Here is a 20,536-nt window from a genome sequence, read left to right as displayed (position 1 = left end):
TTGGCGCATCAAGCTTAGGCCAGTCGCGAACCGCCGGCGCTGGGCGCCGCGGCCCGTCTTGCGCGGCGGCGTTTGCGGATGCCGTGGACGCCGGCGGCTCCTGCCCCGAGACCCCAGCCACCCGCAAAGCCTGCCACCATCAGGAACAGCCCGTCGGCGGTGATCGGCAGCGCCGGGCGAAAATCGTCGAAGGTGCGGGCGAGGATCGTTCCGTCGGGATCGGCAAGCGCCTCGAAAGGGCGAAGCAGAGGCGCGGTGCCGGTCAGCTTCTGATAACGCCGCTCCACCGCGTCCTGGCGGGCGACGAGACTGGCCGCATCCTCGCCCTGGCGCGCGACAAAGCCGTCATCGGCCGAGCGCAGCCGCGCGATCGCGGCATCGCGCTGCAGCCCCTCCAGCCTGGCGCTGTCGTCGAAGCGGCGGACGATGGTGCGCAGCTCGTCGGCCGCACCGCCGAGACGCTGCAGATACTGCTGGGTGAACTCGCTCGCCTGACTGAACAGGAAGCCGCCGAGAAGCGCGCCGACCGCGCGCACGAGAAGCGCGCTCATCGGCTTCGCCTCAAGAAAGTATCCACGGGGTCGGAGGCCCTCGATCTACCGGGCAAGACAGGAAGCGGCGTCATCGAACCTCGACGCGATCGGGGAAGATGATCTCCAGCTGCGTCGTCGTACGGTGCGGCGCCGAGGCCGCGCGCCAGGCGAGGACATGCGGCATGGTGCCGTGACGGGCGAGCGCCGCCTCGTCCTCCCACGCCTCGATGAAGGTCAGCAGATCGGGGTCGGTGACGCTTTCGAAGAGATCGTAGCGCAGGCATCCCGGCTCCTGCCGCGTCGCCTCGATGCAAGGTCGCGCCGCTGCCACGACCGCCGCGCGCTCGCCGGTCACCGTCTTCAGCGTTGCTACCAGATAGAGCATGCCCGTTCCCCCTCGCTTGCGACAACCGGGCCGCGCATGGCGCAGCCCTGCCATCTTCATTTGGCGAAAGGCCGTGTCTTGTCCAGCGGCAAAACAAAAGGCGCGCCCGTTTCCGGGCGCGCCTTTCGTCGATTCAGACGGGTGGGGAAAAGGCTTACGCCGCTTCCTCGCCGCCCTTGATCTCTTCGCCGGTGGCCTGGTCGACGACCTTCATCGACAGGCGGACCTTGCCGCGCTCGTCGAATCCCATCAGCTTGACCCAGACCTTCTGGCCTTCCTTGACGACGTCGGTCGTCTTGGAGACACGCTCGGCGCCCAGCTGCGAGATGTGGACGAGGCCGTCACGGGCACCGAAGAAGTTCACGAAGGCGCCGAACTCGACGCACTTCACGACGGTACCCTCGTAGATCGCGCCGACTTCAGGCTCGGCGACGATCGAGTGGATCCACTTCTTGGCGGCCTCGATCTCCTTCGCCGAGGAGGATGCGATCTTCACCGTGCCGTCGTCCTCGATGTTGATCTTGGCGCCGGTCTTCTCGACGATCTCGCGGATCACCTTGCCGCCCGAACCGATGACGTCGCGGATCTTGTCCGTCGGCACCATCATGACCTCGATGCGCGGCGCAAACTCGCCGAGCTCGGCGCGGTTGGTCGAGAGCGCCTTGGCCATCTCGTCGAGGATGGTCAGGCGACCGCCCTTCGCCTGGTCGAGGGCGATCTTCATGATGTCCTCGGTGATGCCCTGGATCTTGATGTCCATCTGCAGCGAGGTGATGCCCTCGGAGGTGCCGGCCACCTTGAAGTCCATGTCGCCGAGGTGATCCTCGTCGCCGAGGATGTCGGAGAGCACGGCGAAGCGCTCGTTCTCCTTGATCAGGCCCATGGCGATGCCGGCCACCGGACGGCCGAGCGGAACGCCGGCGTCCATCAAAGCGAGCGAGGTGCCGCAGACGGTCGCCATCGAGGACGAGCCGTTGGACTCGGTGATCTCGGAGACGGCGCGGATCGTGTAGGGGAAGGCTTCCTTACCCGGCAGCATCGGACGGATGGCGCGCCAGGCGAGCTTGCCGTGGCCGATCTCGCGACGACCCGGGGAGCCCATGCGGCCGGTCTCGCCGACCGAATAGGGAGGGAAGTTGTAGTGAAGGAGGAAAGTCTCCTTGTAGGTGCCGGTCAGGGCGTCGACGAACTGCTCGTCCTCGCCGGTGCCGAGCGTGGCGACGACCAGCGCCTGGGTCTCGCCGCGGGTGAACAGCGCCGAGCCGTGGGTGCGCGGCAGGATGCCGGCCTGGGCGACGATCTGGCGGACCGTCGACAGGTCACGGCCGTCGATGCGGCTGCCGGTGTCGAGGATGTTCCAGCGGACGATCTTGGCCTGCAGTTCCTTGAAGACGGCGCCGACGACTTCCTTGGCAGCCTTCGGCTCCTGGCCCTCCGGCAGGAAGTGGGCCATGACCTTCGCCTTCACCGCGTCGACGGCGGTGTAGCGGGCCATCTTGTCGGTGTTCTTGTAGGCGTCGCGCAGCTCGCCTTCGACCATGCCGAGCATCTCGGCCTCGAGGGCGGAGTTGTCGGCGATGACGTGGGTGCGGGGCTCCTTGGCGGCGAGCTCGGCCAGCTTGATGATCGCGTCGATCACCGGCTGGAAGCCGCGGTGGCCGAACATGACGGCCGAGAGCATGATGTCTTCCGACAGCTCGTGCGCCTCGGATTCGACCATCAGCACGGCGCTATCGGTGCCGGCGACGACGAGGTCGAGTTCGGACTCAGGCATCTCGTCGACATGCGGGTTCAGCTTGAACTCGCCGTTGATGTAGCCGACGCGGGCGCCGCCGATCGGGCCCATGAAGGGCACGCCCGAGAGCGTCAGGGCAGCGGAGGCACCGACCATGGCCAGCACGTCCGGATCGTTCTCGAGGTCATGCTGCAGGACGGTGACGACGACCTGGGTGTCGTTCTTGTAGCCTTCGGCGAAGAGCGGGCGGATCGGACGGTCGATCAGGCGGGAGACCAGCGTCTCCTTCTCGGACGGACGGCCCTCGCGCTTGAAGAAGCCACCGGGGATCTTGCCCGCGGCGAAGGTCTTCTCCTGGTAGTTGACGGTCAGCGGGAAGAAGTCGAAGCCGGCCTTCGGCTGCTTCTGCGACACGACGGTCGCGAGCACGACGGTCTCGCCATAGGTGGCGAGGACGGCGCCGTCAGCCTGGCGGGCGATGGTGCCGGTCTCGAGGGTGAGCGTGCGGCCCGCCCATTCGATTTGCACTTTGTGGGCATTGAACATGGAGGTTGCCTTTTTGCTGCGACCTGCCGGCCTGGATGGGCGGCACGCTATCGCGGGGCTCGTTTAGAAGAAGCGGGTCATGGGCAAGACGGCGGGAGGCTTCGGGAAGGGCAAACCCTTCGGCACGATCTCGTCCGGGCGATGACGCCGCGGAGCGTGCCGGGAAGCCCCCGGCAATCCTGCCCCATGACCGTTTCGGTTCGGTCGGTGCCGGCGCCCACAAGGAGCGGCCGGGGCAGTGGGGCGGCGCCCTGTGGCGAAGCCCGGAGGGTCCCGCCTTGCAGCGGGGCCCGAATGCGAAACCGGCGGGTTCATCCAGAGGATGCCCGCCGATCCAAGTGCTAGCGGCGCAGGCCGAGCTTTGCAACGATGGCGGTGTAACGCGCCTCTTCCTTGCGCTTGAGGTAGTCAAGCAGGCTGCGGCGGGTGGCGACCATGCGCAGAAGGCCACGGCGCGAGTGGTTGTCCTTCTTGTGCGACTTGAAGTGCTCGGTCAGGTTGTTGATGCGCTCGGAGAGCAGTGCGACCTGGACTTCCGGCGAACCGCTGTCGCCTTCCTTGGTCGCGAATTCCTTGATGACTTCGTTCTTGCGCTCAGGCGTGATCGACATCGGGATGCCCTTTCTGATCGGGAGGGTATGGGTCGCCCTGGGCAGGGATGTCGTCCAGCCCGGGCCATGAAAACGCGGGCGCCTCACTGCGAGGCACCGGGCGCTGGGCGCTGTATATGGCAAATGACGGGGAAAGGCCAGAGGCGGGGGACAGGACGTGCTGGCCTTGGGCAGCGGTGTTCGTCGCGCGCAAGAACAGCACGGTTGCCTGCCGGAGGGTTCGCCGGTCCTTTGCCCATCGCAGATTGATGAGAAAGCGAGGCATCGGGCTCACTGGTTGTTTAGCGATCCACGTTAGAATGGTGCGAATTTCGGAAGGTGGTCGAAATGCCAGCCCGCCATAAGCGCCTTATCCTGCGGTTGACCACTCCGGTCGGCATGTTGGTCGCAGTGCTTCTGGCGACTGTCGTCGTCGTCGCGCAATACCAGACCGACGTCGCTCGCGAGACGCAGATCAAGCTTGCCAACGGGGCGATCATGGTTCGCGGGCAACACGTCGAGAAGACGGTGCTGGACTACGCCGCCTGGGACGAGGCCGTCGAGCATCTCGTCGACAATCTCGATCCAGCCTGGGCAGACGAGAACATCGGCAAGCCGACGTTCCAGAATCTCGGCTTCGAGATGGCGTTCGTCATCGGCGGCGACAACGGAACGCGATACACGATGATCGAGGGCGAGCGTGCGACGCTAACCACCGACAACCTGCTGACCGGCGGGTTCGACAAGCTGATCGCGGCCCAACGGGCGGGAGATCGGACAGCTTCGGCTTCCGGTCTTGTCCTCGCCGGTGGCCGGCCGGCGATCGCGGCGGTCGCACCAATTCGCCGGCTCGATGGCACAAGCATCAACGCGGCGCGCCAGGACCTCCTCGTGCTCGTCGATGTGATCGACCCGAAACTGCTCGACGAACTCGGCAAGGTCTACCTCTTGCCGCGCCTGCGCCTCCTTAGCCGCGACGAGGGTATCGCCGCGATGACGGCGCTGCGGACGGTGGACGGCGAAGAGGTGGCACAACTTGTCTGGGACGAAGCCCGCCCCGGCGATACGCTGCTGCGCACCGCGGTGCCGGTCTGGGTGATCCTGGCGATCGGTTTCGGCGCCCTCACCGCCATCGTGCTGCGGCAGGCAGAGAGGTCTGCCCATATGATCGCCGACAGCGAACGCCGGGCCACCCATGATACGCTGACCGGGCTTCCGAACCGCGTGTTCTTCTTCGACCGCCTCGACCACATGGCGCACGCCGCCTGCATCGACGGTAACGGCTTCGCGGTGCTCTATCTCGATCTCGACGGCTTCAAGGCGGTGAACGAGACGCATGGACATGATGCTGGCGACGAGGTGCTTCGAAAGGTCGCCAGCCGCATCCTCGGGCAACTGTCGGAACACGACCTCGTTGCCCGGCTGGGCGGAGACGAGTTCGCGCTGATCCTGGATTTTCACGGCAAGGATGGCGCAGACGCCGGCACGGTCATGGCGGTGGGAGAACGGATGATCGCGGCGATTTCAACACCGATCACGCTCGCCACGGGCGAGGTCGTCCGGGTCGGGGCAACGATCGGCGCGACGCTTGCGCCGGACGATGCGACCGATCCGATCCTGCTGCTGCGCTATGCCGACCAGGCCCTGCTGCTCGGTAAGCGCAGCGGCAAGAGACAGATCCGCTTCCACCTCAGCGAGCAGCGAGTCCAGCTCGTCGGCTGACCGTCGCAGTCTGCTCGCGGAGGCGGATGCCGCGGTCCTACCCGCGGCCGCCGAACACCCGGTGCGGCTTGAACGAGCCCTCTTCCACGGCGCCAAGCGCGATGAGCTTGCCCTGGCCGGTGGCGTAGGCTTCCTCGCAGAAGGCCGGCGCGTCGCGGCCGCGCAGGAGCACCGGATTGCCGGAGAGGACGCGGCCCGCCTGCTCGTCGGTGAGCGTCACCTCGTAGAGGTCCGACAGCGCCAGCGCGGCATCGAGGATATACTCGTCGAGGCCGTCGAAGACGACGACGCGGGCACTGGCGCCGGCAGCGATCTCCTCCTCGCCGAGGGTCTCGCGGCCCTCGTCGGCGGCGAGCTCTAGATCGGCGAGCGTCACCATGTCGTCCTCGTCGAAGCCACCGACGGAGACGCGCCGGAGGTCGGTGACGTGGCCGTAGCAACCGAGGTCCTGGCCGAGATCGCGGGCGATCGAGCGGACATAGGTCCCCTTGCCGCACTCCGCCTCGAAGACGGTCGCATCCGAGCCGATCATCTCCACGAGTTCGAGCCGGTGGACGGTGACGGTCCGGGCCGCGATCTCCACCGTCTCGCCTTCGCGGGCAAGGTCATAGGCGCGGTTGCCGTCGATCTTGATCGCCGAGAACTGCGGCGGGATCTGCTGGATCTCGCCGGTATAGTTGATCATCGCGGCGCGGATCGACGCCTCGTCCGACCGGGCATCGGAGCTGTGCACCGCCGGCCCCTCGGTATCGTCGGTCGTGGTCTGTGTGCCCCACTGCACGGTGAAGCGATAGACCTTCAAGCCGTCCATGACGTAGGGAACCGTCTTGGTGGCGTCCCCCAGCGCGATCGGCAGCATGCCGGACGCCAAGGGATCCAGCGTGCCGGCATGGCCGGCCTTCTGGGCGAAATACAGCCACTTGATCTTCGAAACCGCCTCGGTCGACCCCATGCCTTTCGGCTTGTCGAGGATCACCCAGCCGGAAACCGGCCGGCCCTTCGGCTTCTTGCCGCGTCGTGCCATGCTACTGCAGTACCTCTGGTGCCTTGGACATCAGGTCGGCGGTCTTGGCGCGGCACTCGGCCGGCAGCTTCTGCTTCTTGCCGAGCTTCTGGTAGCCGCGCTGCTGCATGCGCTCGGCCGACAGGCGGCCGGCGAAGGTGGTGGTCGAATTGTGCGAGCCGTAGTCGTCGCCCAGCGCCTGGACCAGCATCGGGTCGAGCGCAGCCATCGGCGGGACGGAATTGCGGATCGCCTCTTCCATCGCCTTGGTGGCCTCGGCCGAGTAGACGATCTCGGCGATCTTCGTCGCGATCGGGTCAGGCGTGCGCAGCGAACGGTCGAGCGAATAGGGCAGGCCCGACTCCTCGATCATCGTCACCAGTGCGCGGGCGTCATCCGAATCCATCGACCGGGCATTCATGTAGAGCTGGTGGCGTTCGCCCGGCGATTTCGCGCCCAGCTTTTCTTCGGTCCATTTCATCAGATCATTCCTTCTCTTCGTCGTCTTCTAGGTCCCTGGCAACTTCCGGCGAGCGGAGCAGCGCATCGATGCGCGCATAGTTGTCGAAGGACGTGTCGGGCCGGAAGCGGACTTCCGGCATGTGTTTCATCTGCCGAAGCGCCGGGCCGAGCTTGCCGCGCAGGAACTTCGCCTGGCGGTTCAATGCATCGACATAGGCGTCGATCTCGGTCTGGCCGAGAATGGTGACATAGGCGGTGCCGAGCTTCAGGTCGGTCGACATGCGGACCTCCGACACCGAGACCAGAACGTTCTTCAGCACCGGGTCGTTCAACTCCTCGCGGGCGAGGATCTCGGTCAGCGCCTTGCGCACCATCTCGCCGATGCTGAGCGCGCGCTGCGTCGGACCCTGGTCCTTCCTGCCTGCCATCAAAACTCTCCTGTTCGGGTCGCGCAACGCCCGGCTGCGGACACTTTTGCCCGACGGCGGAAAACCCGCGCTCGCCCGTCAATGATCCGACTGCCAGGCGATCTTGCCGCATCGCGCCGGACGAACCTGCACGCCGAGCCGTCGCCGGCCACCGCATTAAAAGATCCGGATGATCGCCCGAACCTCGAATTTCTGCTTTTCGAAGAACTGGCAAGGGGCCCGGATCGTGAGATCCCGGCCCCTTTTCCTGTTCGATCAGTGACGGCGCTAGAGCGTGCGCGCGACGTGTTCGACGCGGAAGCACTCGATGACGTCGCCTTGGCGCATGTCCTCGTACTTCTCGAAGGCCATGCCGCATTCCTGGCCCGACGGCACTTCGGACACTTCGTCCTTGAAGCGCTTGAGCGTCGATAGCTTGCCCTCGTGGATGACGACGCCGTCGCGGATGAGGCGAACGCCCGCACCACGTTCGACCTTGCCCTCGGTGATCCGGCAGCCCGCAACCTTGCCGACCTTGGTGATGTGGAAGACCTCGAGGATCTCCGCATTGCCGAGGAAGGTCTCGCGGCGCTCCGGCGAGAGGAGGCCCGACATCGCCTGCTTCACGTCATCCACGAGGTCGTAGATGATGTTGTAGTAGCGGATCTCGATGCCTTCGCGCTCGGAAGCCGTCCGCGCCTGGGCGTTCGCCCGGACGTTGAAGCCGATGATCGCGGCATTGGAAGCCGAGGCCAGCGTGATGTCGGACTCGGTGATCGCACCGGCGCCCGAATGGACGATCCGCGCCCGCACTTCGTCTGTACCAAGCCGATCCAGCGCCGTGATGATCGCCTCGACCGAACCCTGCACGTCGCCCTTGATCAGCAGCGGGAACTCCTTGAGCCCCGTATCCTGCAGCTGCGACATCATCTGCTCGAGCGAGCCGCGCTGGCCGGCGGACTTCGCCACCTGCTTCTCGCGCGTCAGGCGCTGGCGGTACTCGGCGATCTCGCGGGCACGGGCCTCGTCGGCGACGACCGCGAAGCGATCGCCGGCCTGCGGGGTCCCTTGCATGCCGAGCACCTCGACCGGGGTCGAGGGACCCGCGGTCTTCCGCTGCGCATTCTTGTCGTCGACGATGGCGCGGACCTTGCCCCAGACGTCGCCGGCAACGACGATATCGCCGATGCGCAGGGTGCCGGACTGGACCAGCACGGTCGCGACCGGGCCGCGGCCCTTGTCGAGCTGCGCCTCGATGACGACGCCCTCTGCGGTACGGTCGGGATCGGCCTGAAGCTCGAGCAGTTCGGCCTGCAGCTGGATGGCCTCCAGCAGCTTGTCGAGGTTGAGCCCGGTCTTGGCGGAGACCTCGACGTCGAGAACCTCGCCGCCCATGGATTCCACGAACACCTCGTGCTGGAGGAGCTGCGTGCGCACCTTCTGGGCATCGGCCGATGACTTGTCGATCTTGTTGATCGCCACGATGATCGGAACGCCGGCAGCCTTCGCATGGCTGATCGACTCGATCGTCTGCGGCATCACGCTGTCGTCCGCCGCCACCACCAAAATGGCGATGTCGGTGGCCTGGGCGCCACGCGCACGCATCTGCGTGAACGCAGCATGGCCCGGCGTGTCGATGAACGAGATCTTGTAGCCGTCGTGCTCGACCTGATAGGCGCCGATATGCTGGGTGATGCCACCGGCCTCGCCCGACACGACGTTGGTCTTGCGGATGGCGTCGAGAAGCGACGTCTTGCCGTGGTCGACATGGCCCATGATGGTCACGACCGGCGGCCGCGGCACGAGCTTCTCGACGTTGTCGGCAACGTTGAAGATGCCTTCCTCGATGTCGGACGCGGCGACGCGTTTGGCGACATGGCCGAATTCGGCTGCGATGAGTTCTGCAAGGTCCGCCTCGATGACGTCGCTTGGCTTCATCATCTGGCCCTGCGCCATCAAGAACTTGATGACGTCGACGGCCCGCTCCGACATGCGGTTGGCGAGTTCCTGGATGGTGATGGTTTCTGGGATGGTGACCTCACGCGCGATCTTCTCGCGCTGTTGATTCATCTGCGAGCGCTTCAGCTTGTCCTGGCGACGGCGCATCGACGAGAGCGAACGCCCGCGGGCGCCCTCTTCCGACGTCAGCGCCTTGTCGAGGGTCAGCTTGCCCTTGCGGCGATCTTCCTCGGTACGGGCACGGGTCGGCTTGGCGACCTCGACCTTGACCGGACGACGGGCACCGGCAGGACCACCACGCGACCGCGAGGCAACCTCTTCCAGCTCGCCATCGGCACGGCGGGTGCCCTTGACCACTTCGCCACGCGCCGGACGGACCGCAGGGTCCTCGCCGGGCACGTTGGAGACCGGCGGCTGGGCGATGTTCGACGGCCGGCGGGCGGCTTCGTCCTCGGCCTTGCGACGGGCGGCCTGCTCGGCTTCGAGACGGGCTGCCTCCTCGGCCTGGCGACGCTCGCTCTCCTCGCGCTCGGCACGGCGACGCTCGTCGTCGGCGATGCGGCGGGCTTCGTCGGCCAGGAACAGGCGACGCTCTTCGGCCTCGCGCTGCTTGGCGAGTTCGAGCGCCCGGCGACGGGCGTCCATCTCACGCGACGACAGATCGTTCAGCACGGCACCGCGCGGCTGGCGGGCCGCCGGCGCGCCGGAAGTGCCGGGACGCTGCGCCGGAGCACCCGGACGACCCGACTGCGCTGGCTGGCCCGGACGGTTCTGCTGGGGCGACTGACCGGGACGCTGCGGCTGCGGCGACGCCGACCGGTTCGAGGCAGGGTAGCTGCCGGACGGACGCGGCTGGTTGGCCACGGGCACGGCCGGACGCTGCGGCTCGGTGCGCGCCGTCGGAGCCGGCGTCGGTGCGACCGGCGCCGGGGTAGCAGGCGCTGCCGCAACGGGCGCTGCCGGTGCGACGGCTGCAGGCGCAGAAACGGCTGGCGCGGGTGCAGCTTCGGCGACAGGCTCAGGAGCCGGCGCCTTGGTCTCGGGCGCGGCAACGGGTGCCTCGGCCTTCACCGGCTCCGACGCCTTTGCCGCGGGGGCCTCGACCGGCGCCTTGGCGACGACGGCTTCCACCGGCGCTGCCGCCACGGGCTCTGCCGGGGCGGGCTGCGGCGCTGCGGGCGCCTCGGCCTTGGCTTCGACGGGCGTCGGCTCGGCTGCCGGCGGCGGCGCCTTGGCGGCCTCCTTCAGCGAAGCGGCAAGCGCGGCGGCTCGGTCCGGCGACAAGGCCGGAACGGGCGCATCCTGGGGACCAAGGATCCGACGCTTCTTCGTCTCGACCACGACGTTGTTCGTCCGGCCGTGCGAGAAGTTCTGGCGCACGGTCGACTGCTGAACACCACTGGGCTTCAGCGTCAGGGTCTTCTTCGGTGTCACGCTCAGCGTCTTGTCGTCGCCGGATTTCGTGTCGTTCATTTACGCTTCCGCTTCCTGCGCGGGATCGATCCCGCACCCACCATCCATGCCGGAGGCAGCCTGCAAAGGTCGCCCCGAATTCGTCTTAGCCGCGACATCCGAGCTTTCCGGCCCATCGGCCTCGCTGGATATCGCCTGGGGGCCGTGACCCCGATATTTCGACAGCGCTTCCAAACGTTTCAGAAGCGCCGTACCCGCATCACCGGCAAGGACGGCTGCATGTATCACATTACCCCCGCCAAAGGCCAAACCCATTTCATCCGCCGTGAAGGCATTGAAAACGGGGATGTCTTTCGCGGCACCACTGGCGACCGACGCAAGCCGCGCGCCGGTCAGTTTTCGTATGCCGTCGGCCGCGGCATCATCGGCATGCAGCACCGCCAGGGCCTGGCCCGAACGGATCGCGATGTCGACCTTGGTCGCCCCGGTCACCAGTTGCCCCGCCTTGCGGGCGAGGCCCATGAAGCCCAGCGCCGAACGGCGAAACATCTCGTCGACCTCGGCGCCAAGGCTTTCCTGGCTCTTCACTTCACTCTTCAGGGCCCGGCGGAACAGCTTTCGCTTTACCGCCAGGTCGACCGCCGTCCGGCTTGCCGCGACATGCGCGCCACGCCCGGGAAGCCGCCGCTTCAGGTCCGCGACCACCGAACCGTCGGGGGCCGCGACGAAGCGGATGAGGTCGCCCGTCGCGTAGGTCTGCCGCGTGACGATGCACATCCGAGGGTTCACAGGCCCCTCCAGGGTGGCGTCGGGACGACGTCCCTTGAGGGCATCGTCGACATCATCGGCATGCACGGGCACCTCGTTCGGCTGATCGGTCATCGCGCTACGCCCGATGCTCTCTCGAACCGCCGTCTCAGACCGCCTCGGCCGTCTCTTCCTCTTCCTCTTCTACCACCGGACCAGCCATGTCGGCCTCGGTGATCCAGCCCGCCTTGAGGCGTGCCTTCATGATCATGTTCTCGGCGTCGACCCGGCTGATCTCGAAAGGCGTCAACGCCCCCGGGAACCGCTTGGTCTCGCCGTCCTTACGCTCGGTCCAGCCGACGAGGTCGTCGGCCGCACAGCCGGCGAAATCCTCGATCGTCTTCACGCCATCCTCGCCCAGCGCCACCAGCATCGGCGTCGTCAGGCCCTCGATCTCGCGCAATTCGTCCTCGACACCCAGCGCCTTGCGCTTGTCGTCGAAATCGGTCTCGCGCCGCTCCAGATATTCCTGGGCGCGAGACTGGATCTCCTCGGCCGTATCGCTGTCGAAGCCTTCGATCGCAGCGACCTCGGACGGATCGACGTAGGCGACCTCCTCGACGGTGGCGAAGCCTTCGGATGCGAGCAGCTGGCCGACGACCTCGTCGACGTTCAGCGCGTTCATGAACAGGTCGGAGCGCTCGGCGAATTCCTTCTGGCGGCGCTCGGATTCTTCCTGCTCGGTCAGGATGTCGATGTCCCAGCCGGTCAGCTGCGATGCGAGGCGAACGTTCTGTCCGCGACGACCGATCGCAAGGGATAGCTGGTCATCCGGGACCACGACTTCAATGCGCTCGGCATCCTCGTCGAGCACGACCTTCGACACTTCCGCCGGCTGAAGGGCGTTGACGAGGAAGGAAGCCGCATCCGGCGACCACGGGATGATGTCGATCTTCTCGCCCTGCAGTTCGGCGACGACCGCCTGGACGCGGGAGCCGCGCATGCCGACGCAAGCGCCGACCGGATCGACCGAGGAATCGCGGGAGACCACGGCGATCTTGGCGCGCGAGCCCGGATCACGGGCGACCGACTTGATCTCGATGATGCCGTCGTAGATCTCCGGCACTTCCATGGTGAAGAGCTTCGCCATGAACTGCGGATGGGTGCGCGACAGGAAGATCTGCGGCCCGCGCTGCTCGCGGCGGACGTCGTAGACGAAGGCGCGGACGCGGTCGCCATAACGGAAGAGCTCGCGCGGGATCTGTTCGTCGCGGCGGATGATGCCCTCGCCCTTGCCGAGATCGACGATGACGTTGCCGTATTCGACACGCTTGACCGTACCGTTGACGATCTCGCCGATGCGGTCCTTGTATTCCTCGAACTGCTTGTCGCGCTCGGCGTCGCGGACCTTCTGGACGATGACCTGCTTGGCCGACTGGGCGGCGATACGGCCGAAATCCATCGGCGGCAACTGCTCGGCGATGAAGTCGCCCGGCTCGGCGTCGGGGTTCTTGTCGCGGGCAAGGTCGAGATAGATCTGGGTGTTCGGATCGTCGACTTCCTCGACGACTTCCAGCAGCCGCTGCAGCTTCATCTCACCGGTCTTGGTGTTGATGTCGACGCGGATGTTGGTCTCCTGGCCGTACTTGGAGCGCGCGGCCTTCTGGATCGCGTCGGCCATCGCCTCGATCACGATCTCGCGGTCGATCGATTTTTCGCGCGCGACGGCGTCCGCGATCTGCAGAAGCTCGAGCCTGTTCGCACTGACTGCCATCAAATCTCTCCTCAACCAAAGCCGCGATCGGCGACGCCAGCAGCCCATGCGGCCCCGCGCCCTCGCAGTTCGTCACCCCCGCCGCTGGCGGGAGCCTGCCATGCTAGTCGCCCGCGGCCTCGCCGTCGGGGTCGTTGTCATTTCCGGCCCGCGCCTTGCGGGCGATCTTGTCGGCCTTCAGCGCCGCGGCGATCAGCTCGTCGGTCAGCATCAGCCGGGCGTCGCCGATGGCATCCATCGGCACCTCGACGACAGTCTCCTCGCCGGGCGACGTCTCGTCGCGCTCCAGACGGATCGCGTCGCCGACGACCTCGACGATCTTGCCGCGGAACCGCTTGCGGTTGGCGACGATGCGGGTGGTCTCGAGCTTCAGCGTATGGTGCATCCAGGTCTCGAAGTCGGCGCGGCGGACCAGCGGCCGGTCGATGCCGGGGGACGAGACCTCGAGATGATACTCGCGGTCTATCGGATCTTCCAGATCCAGCACCGGCGAGATCGCCCGCGAGATCGCCTCGCAGTCCTCGACCGAGATCGTGCCGTCCGGCCTTTCGGCCATGATCTGCAGCGTCTGCCCGTTCATCTGCGACAGCCGTACGCGGACCAGCCGATAGCCGAGCTGCTCGATCACCGGCTCGACGATCGCGGCGACGGTGCCCTCGATCCCGTCTTCGACGATGAGGCGCTTCTCAATGGCTGGTGCTGGGGTATCGCTCGTCACTCGTGCTCCGGTATCCTCTGACAGGCTTCGATCCGCCCGCTCGCTTCTGCGCCGGCCCTCCGGGGATAGATGGCCTCCGGCGGGCGAACGTCGATCCCGTTCGAAGCGATGGCGGCCAGCCGCGACCGGAAGACTTCTGCCACCGGACCCCGGTAACAAAAAAGAGCGGGACCGGCAGGACCCACTCTCACGATCGCATCGAAGAGAATTTCTAAGCCGTATAGGCCAAATTGCCGGAAGTATCAACCCGACTGGCCGGAAGCCGCATGCGGATCGGCTCAGCGGCGGCGAAACGTCAGGTAGGCGGGCCGGCGACCTTCGCGAAACGCCTTGGCCTCGTAGCGGGTCCCGGGCCAGTTCTCGTAAGGCGTGGCGCGGGCCTCGTCGGCGGTTTCGAGGCTGAACTCGGGATGCGCGGCGCAATGGCGCACGGTCCAGCCGACATAGCCGGGAATGTCGGAGGCAAAGCGGAAACAGGCACCGGGCTGCAGCGCGCGGGCAAAGCGGTCGAGGTTGGCGGCGCTGACGAAGCGGCGCTTCCAGTGCTTCGGCTTCTGCCAGGGATCGGGATAGAACAGGTCGACGCCGGCGAGCGAGGCGGGCGGCAGCCAGTCGAGCAGCCGCGTGGCGTCGTCGTCGTAGAGCCGCAGCGTATCCGGCGAGGTGTCACCGAGGCCGACGAGGAGCTTCGCCATGCCGTTGACGAAGGGCTCGACGCCGATGAAGCCGGTATCGGGCAGGCGCCGGACCATCGAGAGCAGGTGCTCGCCGCCGCCGAAGCCGATCTCCAGCCGGACGGCGCCGACCTCGGCGGGAAACAGCGCGCGCAAGTCCTCGGGCGCGGGCGCGCCAAGATCGAGCAGCAGCCGCGGCAGCAGGCCGTCCAGCAGTTCCTCCTGCCGGGGCTTCAGCGGCTTGCCCTTGACGCGGCCGTAGAAGGCCTCGCGCAGCCGCGTCGGCCTCGTCCCTTCGGCCTCGGCCGTCACGCTGGTTTCCTGCTCCACTGGCGGCTGCTCCTGCCGGTGCCGCCTCAGGCGGCGACCGCGGCCTTCAGCTGCGCGACGAGGTCGGTCTTCTCCCAGGAGAAGCTGCCGTCGCGGCCCGGCTTGCGGCCGAAATGACCATAGGCCGAGGTCTGCGCGTAGATCGGCCGCGACAGGTTGAGGTGCTCGCGGATGCCGCGCGGCGTCAGGCTGACGACGGTGCGCAGGATCTTCTCGAGCTTGGCCTCGTCGACCTTGCCGGTGTCGTGCAGGTCGACATAGACCGACAGCGGCTCGGCGACGCCGATAGCATAGGAGAGCTGGATGGTGCAGCGGTCGGCGAGGCCGGCGGCGACGACGTTCTTGGCGAGGTAGCGCGCGGCATAGGCGGCCGAGCGATCGACCTTGGTCGGGTCCTTGCCGGAGAAGGCACCGCCGCCATGCGGGGCCGCGCCACCATAGGTGTCGACGATGATCTTGCGGCCGGTGAGGCCGGCATCGCCATCGGGTCCGCCGATGACGAACTTGCCGGTCGGGTTGACGTGCCAGACGCAATCCTCGGCGATCTTCAGCGTCGACAGCTGCTCGCGGATGAAGGGCTCGACGATGTCGCGCACGTCGGCCGAGCTCAAGCTCTCGTCGAGATGCTGGGTCGACAGGACAATCGAAACGACCTCGGTCGGCACGCCATTCTCGTAGCGCACGGTGACCTGGCTCTTGGCGTCGGGGCCGAGCTTGCCGGCATCGCCCTCGCCGAGCTTGCGGGCGACCGCCAACCGCTCGAGGATCTTGTGGGCGTAGTAGATCGGGGCCGGCATCAGGTCGGGCGTCTCGCGGCAGGCATAGCCGAACATGATGCCCTGGTCGCCGGCGCCCTCGTCCTTGTTGCCGCCGGCATCGACGCCCTGCGCGATGTCGGCCGACTGGTTGTGCAGGAGCACGTCGATCTTGGCGTGCTTCCAGTGGAAGCCGTCCTGCTCGTAGCCGATCGCCTTCACCGCCTTGCGCGCGGCAGTCTTGACCTTCGCGCGCATCTTCTTCTCGTCGAGCGAGCAGCGGACTTCGCCGGCGATGATGATCCGGTTGGTGGTCGCCAGCGTCTCGCAGGCGACGCGCACCAGCGCCGGATCCATGCCGCTCTTCTTGGCTTCCCTGTACAGCAGGTCGACGATCTCGTCGGAGATGCGGTCGCAGACCTTGTCGGGATGTCCCTCGGAGACGCTCTCGCTCGTGAAAAGATATGCGCTGCGTGCCATGTTCAACCCCGGTATGTGTCGCGCTCCCTACCGGACGCAGGGAAGCTATCGCCGTCAACGCCGTTGCCCGACAAGAACAATAGGCAACTACATATCTGCAGAACGCCTAGTCCCGGCCTTCAGCAGGGACGATGCGGTGTGCAGAGGCGCGGGAGAAAGGTCAAGGCAAAATCGTCCAGCGCCCGTTCCGGGCGTCGACCGACGAGAGCATCCTGCAATGGGGTGGACTCACCGCAGAAGAGAAAGATGCTCTCGATTCAGCAAGATAGAGCATGCCTAATGCGTCCTTCCGGACGCGCGGCGCTCTCGGCTTCAGGCCGCGTCGGGCTCGGGGCTGTCGCCGAGCGAGCGGACGAGATCGATGATGCGGCGGCGGACCTTGGGATCGCCGATCTTGACGAAGGCCCGGTTCAGCTGGAGGCCCTCGGACGTCGAGAGGAAGTCGACGACGTAGTCCGGGCCGCTCGGCTCGGAGAGACCCGCTGCGGCGGTGCCGCCCGGCAGGTCCTCGAAGAAGAAGGAGATGGCGACGTTGAGGACCTCGGAAATCCGCTGCAGCCGGCTGGCGCCGATGCGGTTCGAGCCCTTCTCGTACTTCTGGATCTGCTGGAAGGTAATGCCGAGCGCCTCGCCGAGCTTTTCCTGGCTCATGCCGAGCATGGTACGACGAAGCCGAACGCGCGAACCGACATGGGTATCGACCGGGTTGGGCTTCTTCTTGTTCTCCATCATGACGCGACCTTTACTTCACTACCGACCTGCCCCGCACCGTCAGTGATCACTGTAGCAACAAAGATACTGCAATGGCGGAGGGGGCAAAAACAACTGCTGGCATCGGCGTATGCGTTGCATGTCGAGAGTGTCAATCAATCCTCACGGGCATTCCTCACCGCACATGCCCACCCCAGCGCCCATGTCGTTGCAAACAAATACCAAAACAGGGCATTGCCTTGACGTGAAAAGATCGTCGGCGGGAGGGCCTGCGGGAGGCCTGAGGCCACCACGCCGGCCGAGCCGAGAGCGAGGCCTTCCACCACCCGGCCATAGCCGTCGCTGACCACGGAGATGCCGGTATTGGCGCTGCGCACCAGCGGCAGCCCGAAAGCGACGGCGCTGATCTCGGCCTGCCGCAGGTGCTGGTAGGGACCGGGCGTCGCGCCGTACCAGGCATCGTTGGTGACGTTGATGATGAAGCCGGCGCCGTCGGTCGCCTTGATCTCGTCCTGGAAGATGATCTCGTAGCAGATCAGCGGCAGGAAGGACGGCAGGCCTTCCAGCGGCACGGGATGACGCTCGGGCCCGGCCGAGAAGCCGCCCGGCAGCTTCGCCAGCTGGCGGAAGCCGAGGCCTTCGAGGAAGGCCTGGAACGGCAGGTACTCGCCGAAAGGCACCAGATGCACCTTGTCGCGGGCGTCCCGGATCTCCCCGTTGTCGTCGATGACGTAGACCGAGTTGTAGACCAGCGGCCGACCGGCGGCGACGTACTCCACCCGGGCAGCGCCGGCGATCAGCGTCTCGCCAGGCTGCAGCACGTCGGCAAGGCGGGCGATGGCGTCGGGGCGATCGGTGAGCAGGAAGGGGAAGGCAGACTCCGGCCAGATCACCAGCGTGCGCGGCGGCGTTTCAGGCAGTGCCGGGGCACTGCCCGTCGCTGGCGCCCCCTCGCCTTCACCGGATAGCCCCTCGACGGCCGGAGCGGCATCCGTAGGCGTCGCCTCGCCAGCCGCCGGCGTCTCGCCCCGCATCTCGGTCAGCGTGATCAATCGGTCGAAGATGCGGTCGGCCTCGGCTTCGTCCCATTTCTCGGTCTGCGGAATGTTGGGCTGCACGACGCGCAATCGGACATTGTCGACGAACCGCGTCTCCGCATTCTGCAGCCGCCAGGCGCCGTAGCCGAGATGCGCGGCGACGAGCACCAGCGCCAGGCCGAACGCCAGCCTGCCGCGGCCGCCGAGCACCAGCAGCACCGGGGCGGAGAAGACGATGACGGCGCCGAGCGTCAGGCCATGCAGGCCGACCACCGATACCGACTGCATCAAGAGCGGCACGGGCGCGGCGAGCATGCCGATCTCGTTCCAGGGAAAGCCGGTGAACAGCAGGCCGCGCAGCACCTCGACCGCCGACAGGCTGCCGGCGAGGACGAGGATCCGGGCCGAGCCATCGCTCCAGAACGCGCGGGCGAGCATGGCCCCGAGGCCGAAATAGAGGGCGAGGATCGCCGGCAGCACCAGGACGGCCAGCGGGATTGCCCAGAGGAAAGCGTCGCCGTCGTTCAGCATGGCGGCGCCGAGCCACCAGAGCCCGGCGACGAAATAGCCGAAGCCGAACAGCCAGCCGATCCGGAAAGCCGGCAACAACCGGCGCAGCCAGCTCCGGCCGGGATCGCCGGCGGCCCCGTCGAGCAGGAGCACGAGCAGCGGAAACGCCAGGAAGCCGGCAGCAATGAGGTTGACCGGCGCAAGCCCAAGCGCAGCGACGGCACCGGCGAACACGGCGAGCAAAGCCCGGCGCCAGCCGTCGAGCAGGACAATCCGTTCGGCCAGTCTGCGCATTTCAAAGCATCCCGAATAGCCCCAGGCCGCAACGGCGGGCGGGTCGTTCAAGCACGCCCGCCGCCGTCCGCCAAGCGGCTTGGCGGTGCCGCGTCAGCGCCGGGTCAGCTGTTCAGGCCGGGAAGCGGGTGGGCGTGGCTGCCCGTCAGCGGCTTGCGCAGGATGAGGACGCTCAGCACCCGGCGCGGATCGGCCTCGAGCACCTGGAACTCGAAGCCCGACATCGCCTGCACCACCTCGCCGCGGGTCGGCACGCGGCCGAGCGCGTAGAACAGCAGGCCGCCGATCGTATCGGCCTCTTCCTCGAAGGCGGTCACGTCGAAGTCGCTGCCGACGAGCTTGCGCACGTCCTGCAGGTCGGCGCGCGCATCGGCGAAGTAGACGCCGTCGCCGCGCGCGGTGATCAGCACCTCCTCGGTGTCGTGCTCGTCCTCGATGTTGCCGACCACCATCTCGATGACGTCCTCGAGCGAGACCAGCCCGTCGGTGCCGCCATATTCGTCGATGACCAGCGCCATCTGCGTGCGCGTCGCCTGCATCCGCGCCATCAGGTTGGAGGCCAGCATCGATGGCGGCACGAACAGCACTTCGCGGATGATGCCGAGGGTGCCGATCTCGAGCGAGAGGTCGACCCGCTGCAGGTCGAGGCCGCCGGTCGGATCGCCCGCGGCTTCCGCCACCTCCGCCGAGCTGCCGAGCCCGGCCGTGCCGGTGATGTGCGCGAGCACGTCGCGGATGTGCACCATGCCGCGGAGATCGTCGAGATCGTCGCCGTAGACCGGCATGCGCGAATGGCCACTGGACTCGAAAGACCGCATCAATTCGCCGAGCGTTGCGGTGATCTCCACCGCCTCGATCTCGGCGCGAGGCACCATCACGTCCTCGACCCGAACTTCCCGCAGGCGAAGAATGTTCTTCAGCATCGCCCGTTCATCGGACGAGAAGGCGCCGTCGCCGGACTCATCCAGAAGCGCCTCGGCAAGATCCGTGCGCAGCATGGCCGGCACGCGCGGCTTCAGCATCGCGAGGACGCCGGCGATGAAACCCGGCCACGCCGGTTCCCGTCGCTCGGCGGGACTTCGGTCGTCGGTCTGCGGCTCGCCGCCGGTTTCTGGCCGGTTGGCGTCGATGCCGCCGGCGGTGTCGGTGTTGCTCTGGCTCATCGTCGGTCTGCCGTTCTCTCCGTTTCATCGATCGGCGCACCCGCCGCAGCATAGGGATCTGCAATGCCGAGATCGGCCAGGATGTCGATCTCGAGGCCTTCCATCTCGTCGGCATCCTCGGGATCGACGTGATCGAAACCGAGACAATGCAGGAAGCCGTGCACGACGAGATGACAGAAATGATCGTTGAGCGATTTTTCCTCGCTCTGCGCCTCGGCCATCACCGTCTCGCGGGCGAGGACGATGTCGCCGAGCATCGCACCGGGGCGGTCGCCCGGGACGAGGTCGAGCATGGGAAAGGAGAGAACGTTGGTCGGCTTGTCCTTGCCGCGCCATTCGGCGTTGAGCAGCTTCACCGCGGCATCGTCGGTGAAGGTCGCGCTGAACTCGGTCACCACGTCGGCCGGAACCTCTGCGACGCGGGCGGCGGCAATGACGCATTTTCGTACCAGCGCCGGCAGGTCGCCGAGGCCCTGCGCCAGCCAGGCGTCGTCCTCGACGGTGACGAGGATCGACAGGCCGGCAAAGTCGCCGCCTTCTACCGAATAGGCACCGTCGGCGCCGGCGAAATCGCCGTCGGAACTATCG

Annotated in this window: 18 protein-coding genes; 1 reads left to right on the top strand and 17 read right to left on the bottom strand. The window is 66.8% G+C overall.

All coding sequences use genetic code 11. The features are described 5' to 3' along the window. Positions 1–14: 14 nt before the first annotated feature. The 4 genes from ACZL02_RS16695 to rpsO all read right to left on the bottom strand — a co-directional run bounded on the left by ACZL02_RS16695 (position 15) and on the right by rpsO (position 3,810). Complete coding sequence (locus tag ACZL02_RS16695) at positions 15–551, bottom strand: DUF2937 family protein (RefSeq protein WP_472939375.1); 537 nt, start codon at positions 549–551, stop codon at positions 15–17. A 70-nt stretch (positions 552–621) separates the two neighbouring features. Beyond that, positions 622–918, bottom strand: a complete 297-nt coding sequence (locus ACZL02_RS16690; RefSeq protein WP_472939374.1) for a putative quinol monooxygenase — start codon at positions 916–918, stop codon at positions 622–624. Between the two features lie 154 nt (positions 919–1,072). Continuing rightward, positions 1,073–3,199 (bottom strand): polyribonucleotide nucleotidyltransferase, encoded by a 2,127-nt coding sequence (gene pnp, locus ACZL02_RS16685; protein WP_472939373.1) that lies wholly within the window; start codon positions 3,197–3,199, stop codon positions 1,073–1,075. Positions 3,200–3,540: 341 nt separating this feature from the next. After that, on the bottom strand, positions 3,541–3,810 hold the full coding sequence (rpsO, locus tag ACZL02_RS16680) for a 30S ribosomal protein S15 (protein ID WP_472939372.1): 270 nt from the start codon (positions 3,808–3,810) through the stop codon (positions 3,541–3,543). Between the two features lie 327 nt (positions 3,811–4,137). Between rpsO and ACZL02_RS16675 the strand changes: the two genes are divergently transcribed. Further along, positions 4,138–5,511 (top strand): diguanylate cyclase domain-containing protein, encoded by a 1,374-nt coding sequence (locus tag ACZL02_RS16675; RefSeq protein ID WP_472939371.1) that lies wholly within the window; start codon positions 4,138–4,140, stop codon positions 5,509–5,511. 37 nt (positions 5,512–5,548) lie between these two features. Here ACZL02_RS16675 and truB read toward each other — a convergent pair whose 3' ends face one another. The 13 genes from truB to ybeY form a co-directional block, all read right to left on the bottom strand. Continuing rightward, on the bottom strand, positions 5,549–6,535 hold the full coding sequence (truB, locus tag ACZL02_RS16670; protein WP_472939370.1) for a tRNA pseudouridine(55) synthase TruB: 987 nt from the start codon (positions 6,533–6,535) through the stop codon (positions 5,549–5,551). 1 nt (position 6,536) lies between these two features. After that, positions 6,537–6,995, bottom strand: coding sequence for a hypothetical protein (locus ACZL02_RS16665; protein WP_472939369.1), 459 nt, complete (start codon positions 6,993–6,995; stop codon positions 6,537–6,539). Positions 6,996–6,999: 4 nt separating this feature from the next. Beyond that, positions 7,000–7,404, bottom strand: coding sequence for a 30S ribosome-binding factor RbfA (gene rbfA, locus ACZL02_RS16660; RefSeq protein ID WP_472939368.1), 405 nt, complete (start codon positions 7,402–7,404; stop codon positions 7,000–7,002). Positions 7,405–7,671: 267 nt separating this feature from the next. Beyond that, positions 7,672–10,815, bottom strand: a complete 3,144-nt coding sequence (infB, locus tag ACZL02_RS16655; RefSeq protein WP_472939367.1) for a translation initiation factor IF-2 — start codon at positions 10,813–10,815, stop codon at positions 7,672–7,674. Continuing rightward, positions 10,816–11,637 carry an RNA-binding protein gene (locus tag ACZL02_RS16650; protein ID WP_472939366.1) on the bottom strand — a complete coding sequence of 274 codons (822 nt, stop codon included), beginning with the start codon at positions 11,635–11,637 and terminating at the stop codon, positions 10,816–10,818. A 34-nt stretch (positions 11,638–11,671) separates the two neighbouring features. Beyond that, positions 11,672–13,276 carry a transcription termination factor NusA gene (gene nusA / locus ACZL02_RS16645; RefSeq protein WP_472939365.1) on the bottom strand — a complete coding sequence of 535 codons (1,605 nt, stop codon included), beginning with the start codon at positions 13,274–13,276 and terminating at the stop codon, positions 11,672–11,674. Positions 13,277–13,379: 103 nt separating this feature from the next. Next, entirely contained in the window at positions 13,380–14,018 is a 639-nt protein-coding gene (gene rimP, locus ACZL02_RS16640; protein ID WP_472939607.1) for a ribosome maturation factor RimP, read from the bottom strand. Positions 14,019–14,272: 254 nt separating this feature from the next. After that, positions 14,273–14,980, bottom strand: coding sequence for a tRNA (guanine(46)-N(7))-methyltransferase TrmB (gene trmB, locus ACZL02_RS16635; RefSeq protein WP_472939364.1), 708 nt, complete (start codon positions 14,978–14,980; stop codon positions 14,273–14,275). A gap of 44 nt (positions 14,981–15,024) precedes the next feature. Beyond that, positions 15,025–16,233: a methionine adenosyltransferase gene (gene metK, locus ACZL02_RS16630; protein WP_472939363.1), complete on the bottom strand. Its 1,209-nt coding sequence runs from the start codon at positions 16,231–16,233 to the stop codon at positions 15,025–15,027. Positions 16,234–16,545: 312 nt separating this feature from the next. Further along, the gene (locus tag ACZL02_RS16625) at positions 16,546–16,965 is read right to left on the bottom strand and encodes a helix-turn-helix domain-containing protein (RefSeq protein WP_472939362.1); all 420 of its coding nucleotides are present in this window, start codon (positions 16,963–16,965) and stop codon (positions 16,546–16,548) included. Positions 16,966–17,099: 134 nt separating this feature from the next. Next, positions 17,100–18,785, bottom strand: coding sequence for an apolipoprotein N-acyltransferase (gene lnt / locus ACZL02_RS16620; protein WP_472939361.1), 1,686 nt, complete (start codon positions 18,783–18,785; stop codon positions 17,100–17,102). Positions 18,786–18,889: 104 nt separating this feature from the next. Beyond that, positions 18,890–19,807: a hemolysin family protein gene (locus tag ACZL02_RS16615; RefSeq protein ID WP_472939606.1), complete on the bottom strand. Its 918-nt coding sequence runs from the start codon at positions 19,805–19,807 to the stop codon at positions 18,890–18,892. A 137-nt stretch (positions 19,808–19,944) separates the two neighbouring features. After that, a complete protein-coding gene (gene ybeY, locus ACZL02_RS16610; RefSeq protein ID WP_472939605.1) occupies positions 19,945–20,466 on the bottom strand; it encodes an rRNA maturation RNase YbeY in 522 nt (173 codons plus the stop codon). Positions 20,467–20,536 lie beyond the last annotated feature (70 nt).

This window comes from Mesocryomonas fontinalis, from assembly GCF_055730125.2.
Note: the sequence above shows the minus strand (reverse complement) of the source record. Positions and strands in the feature narration are given on the sequence as shown.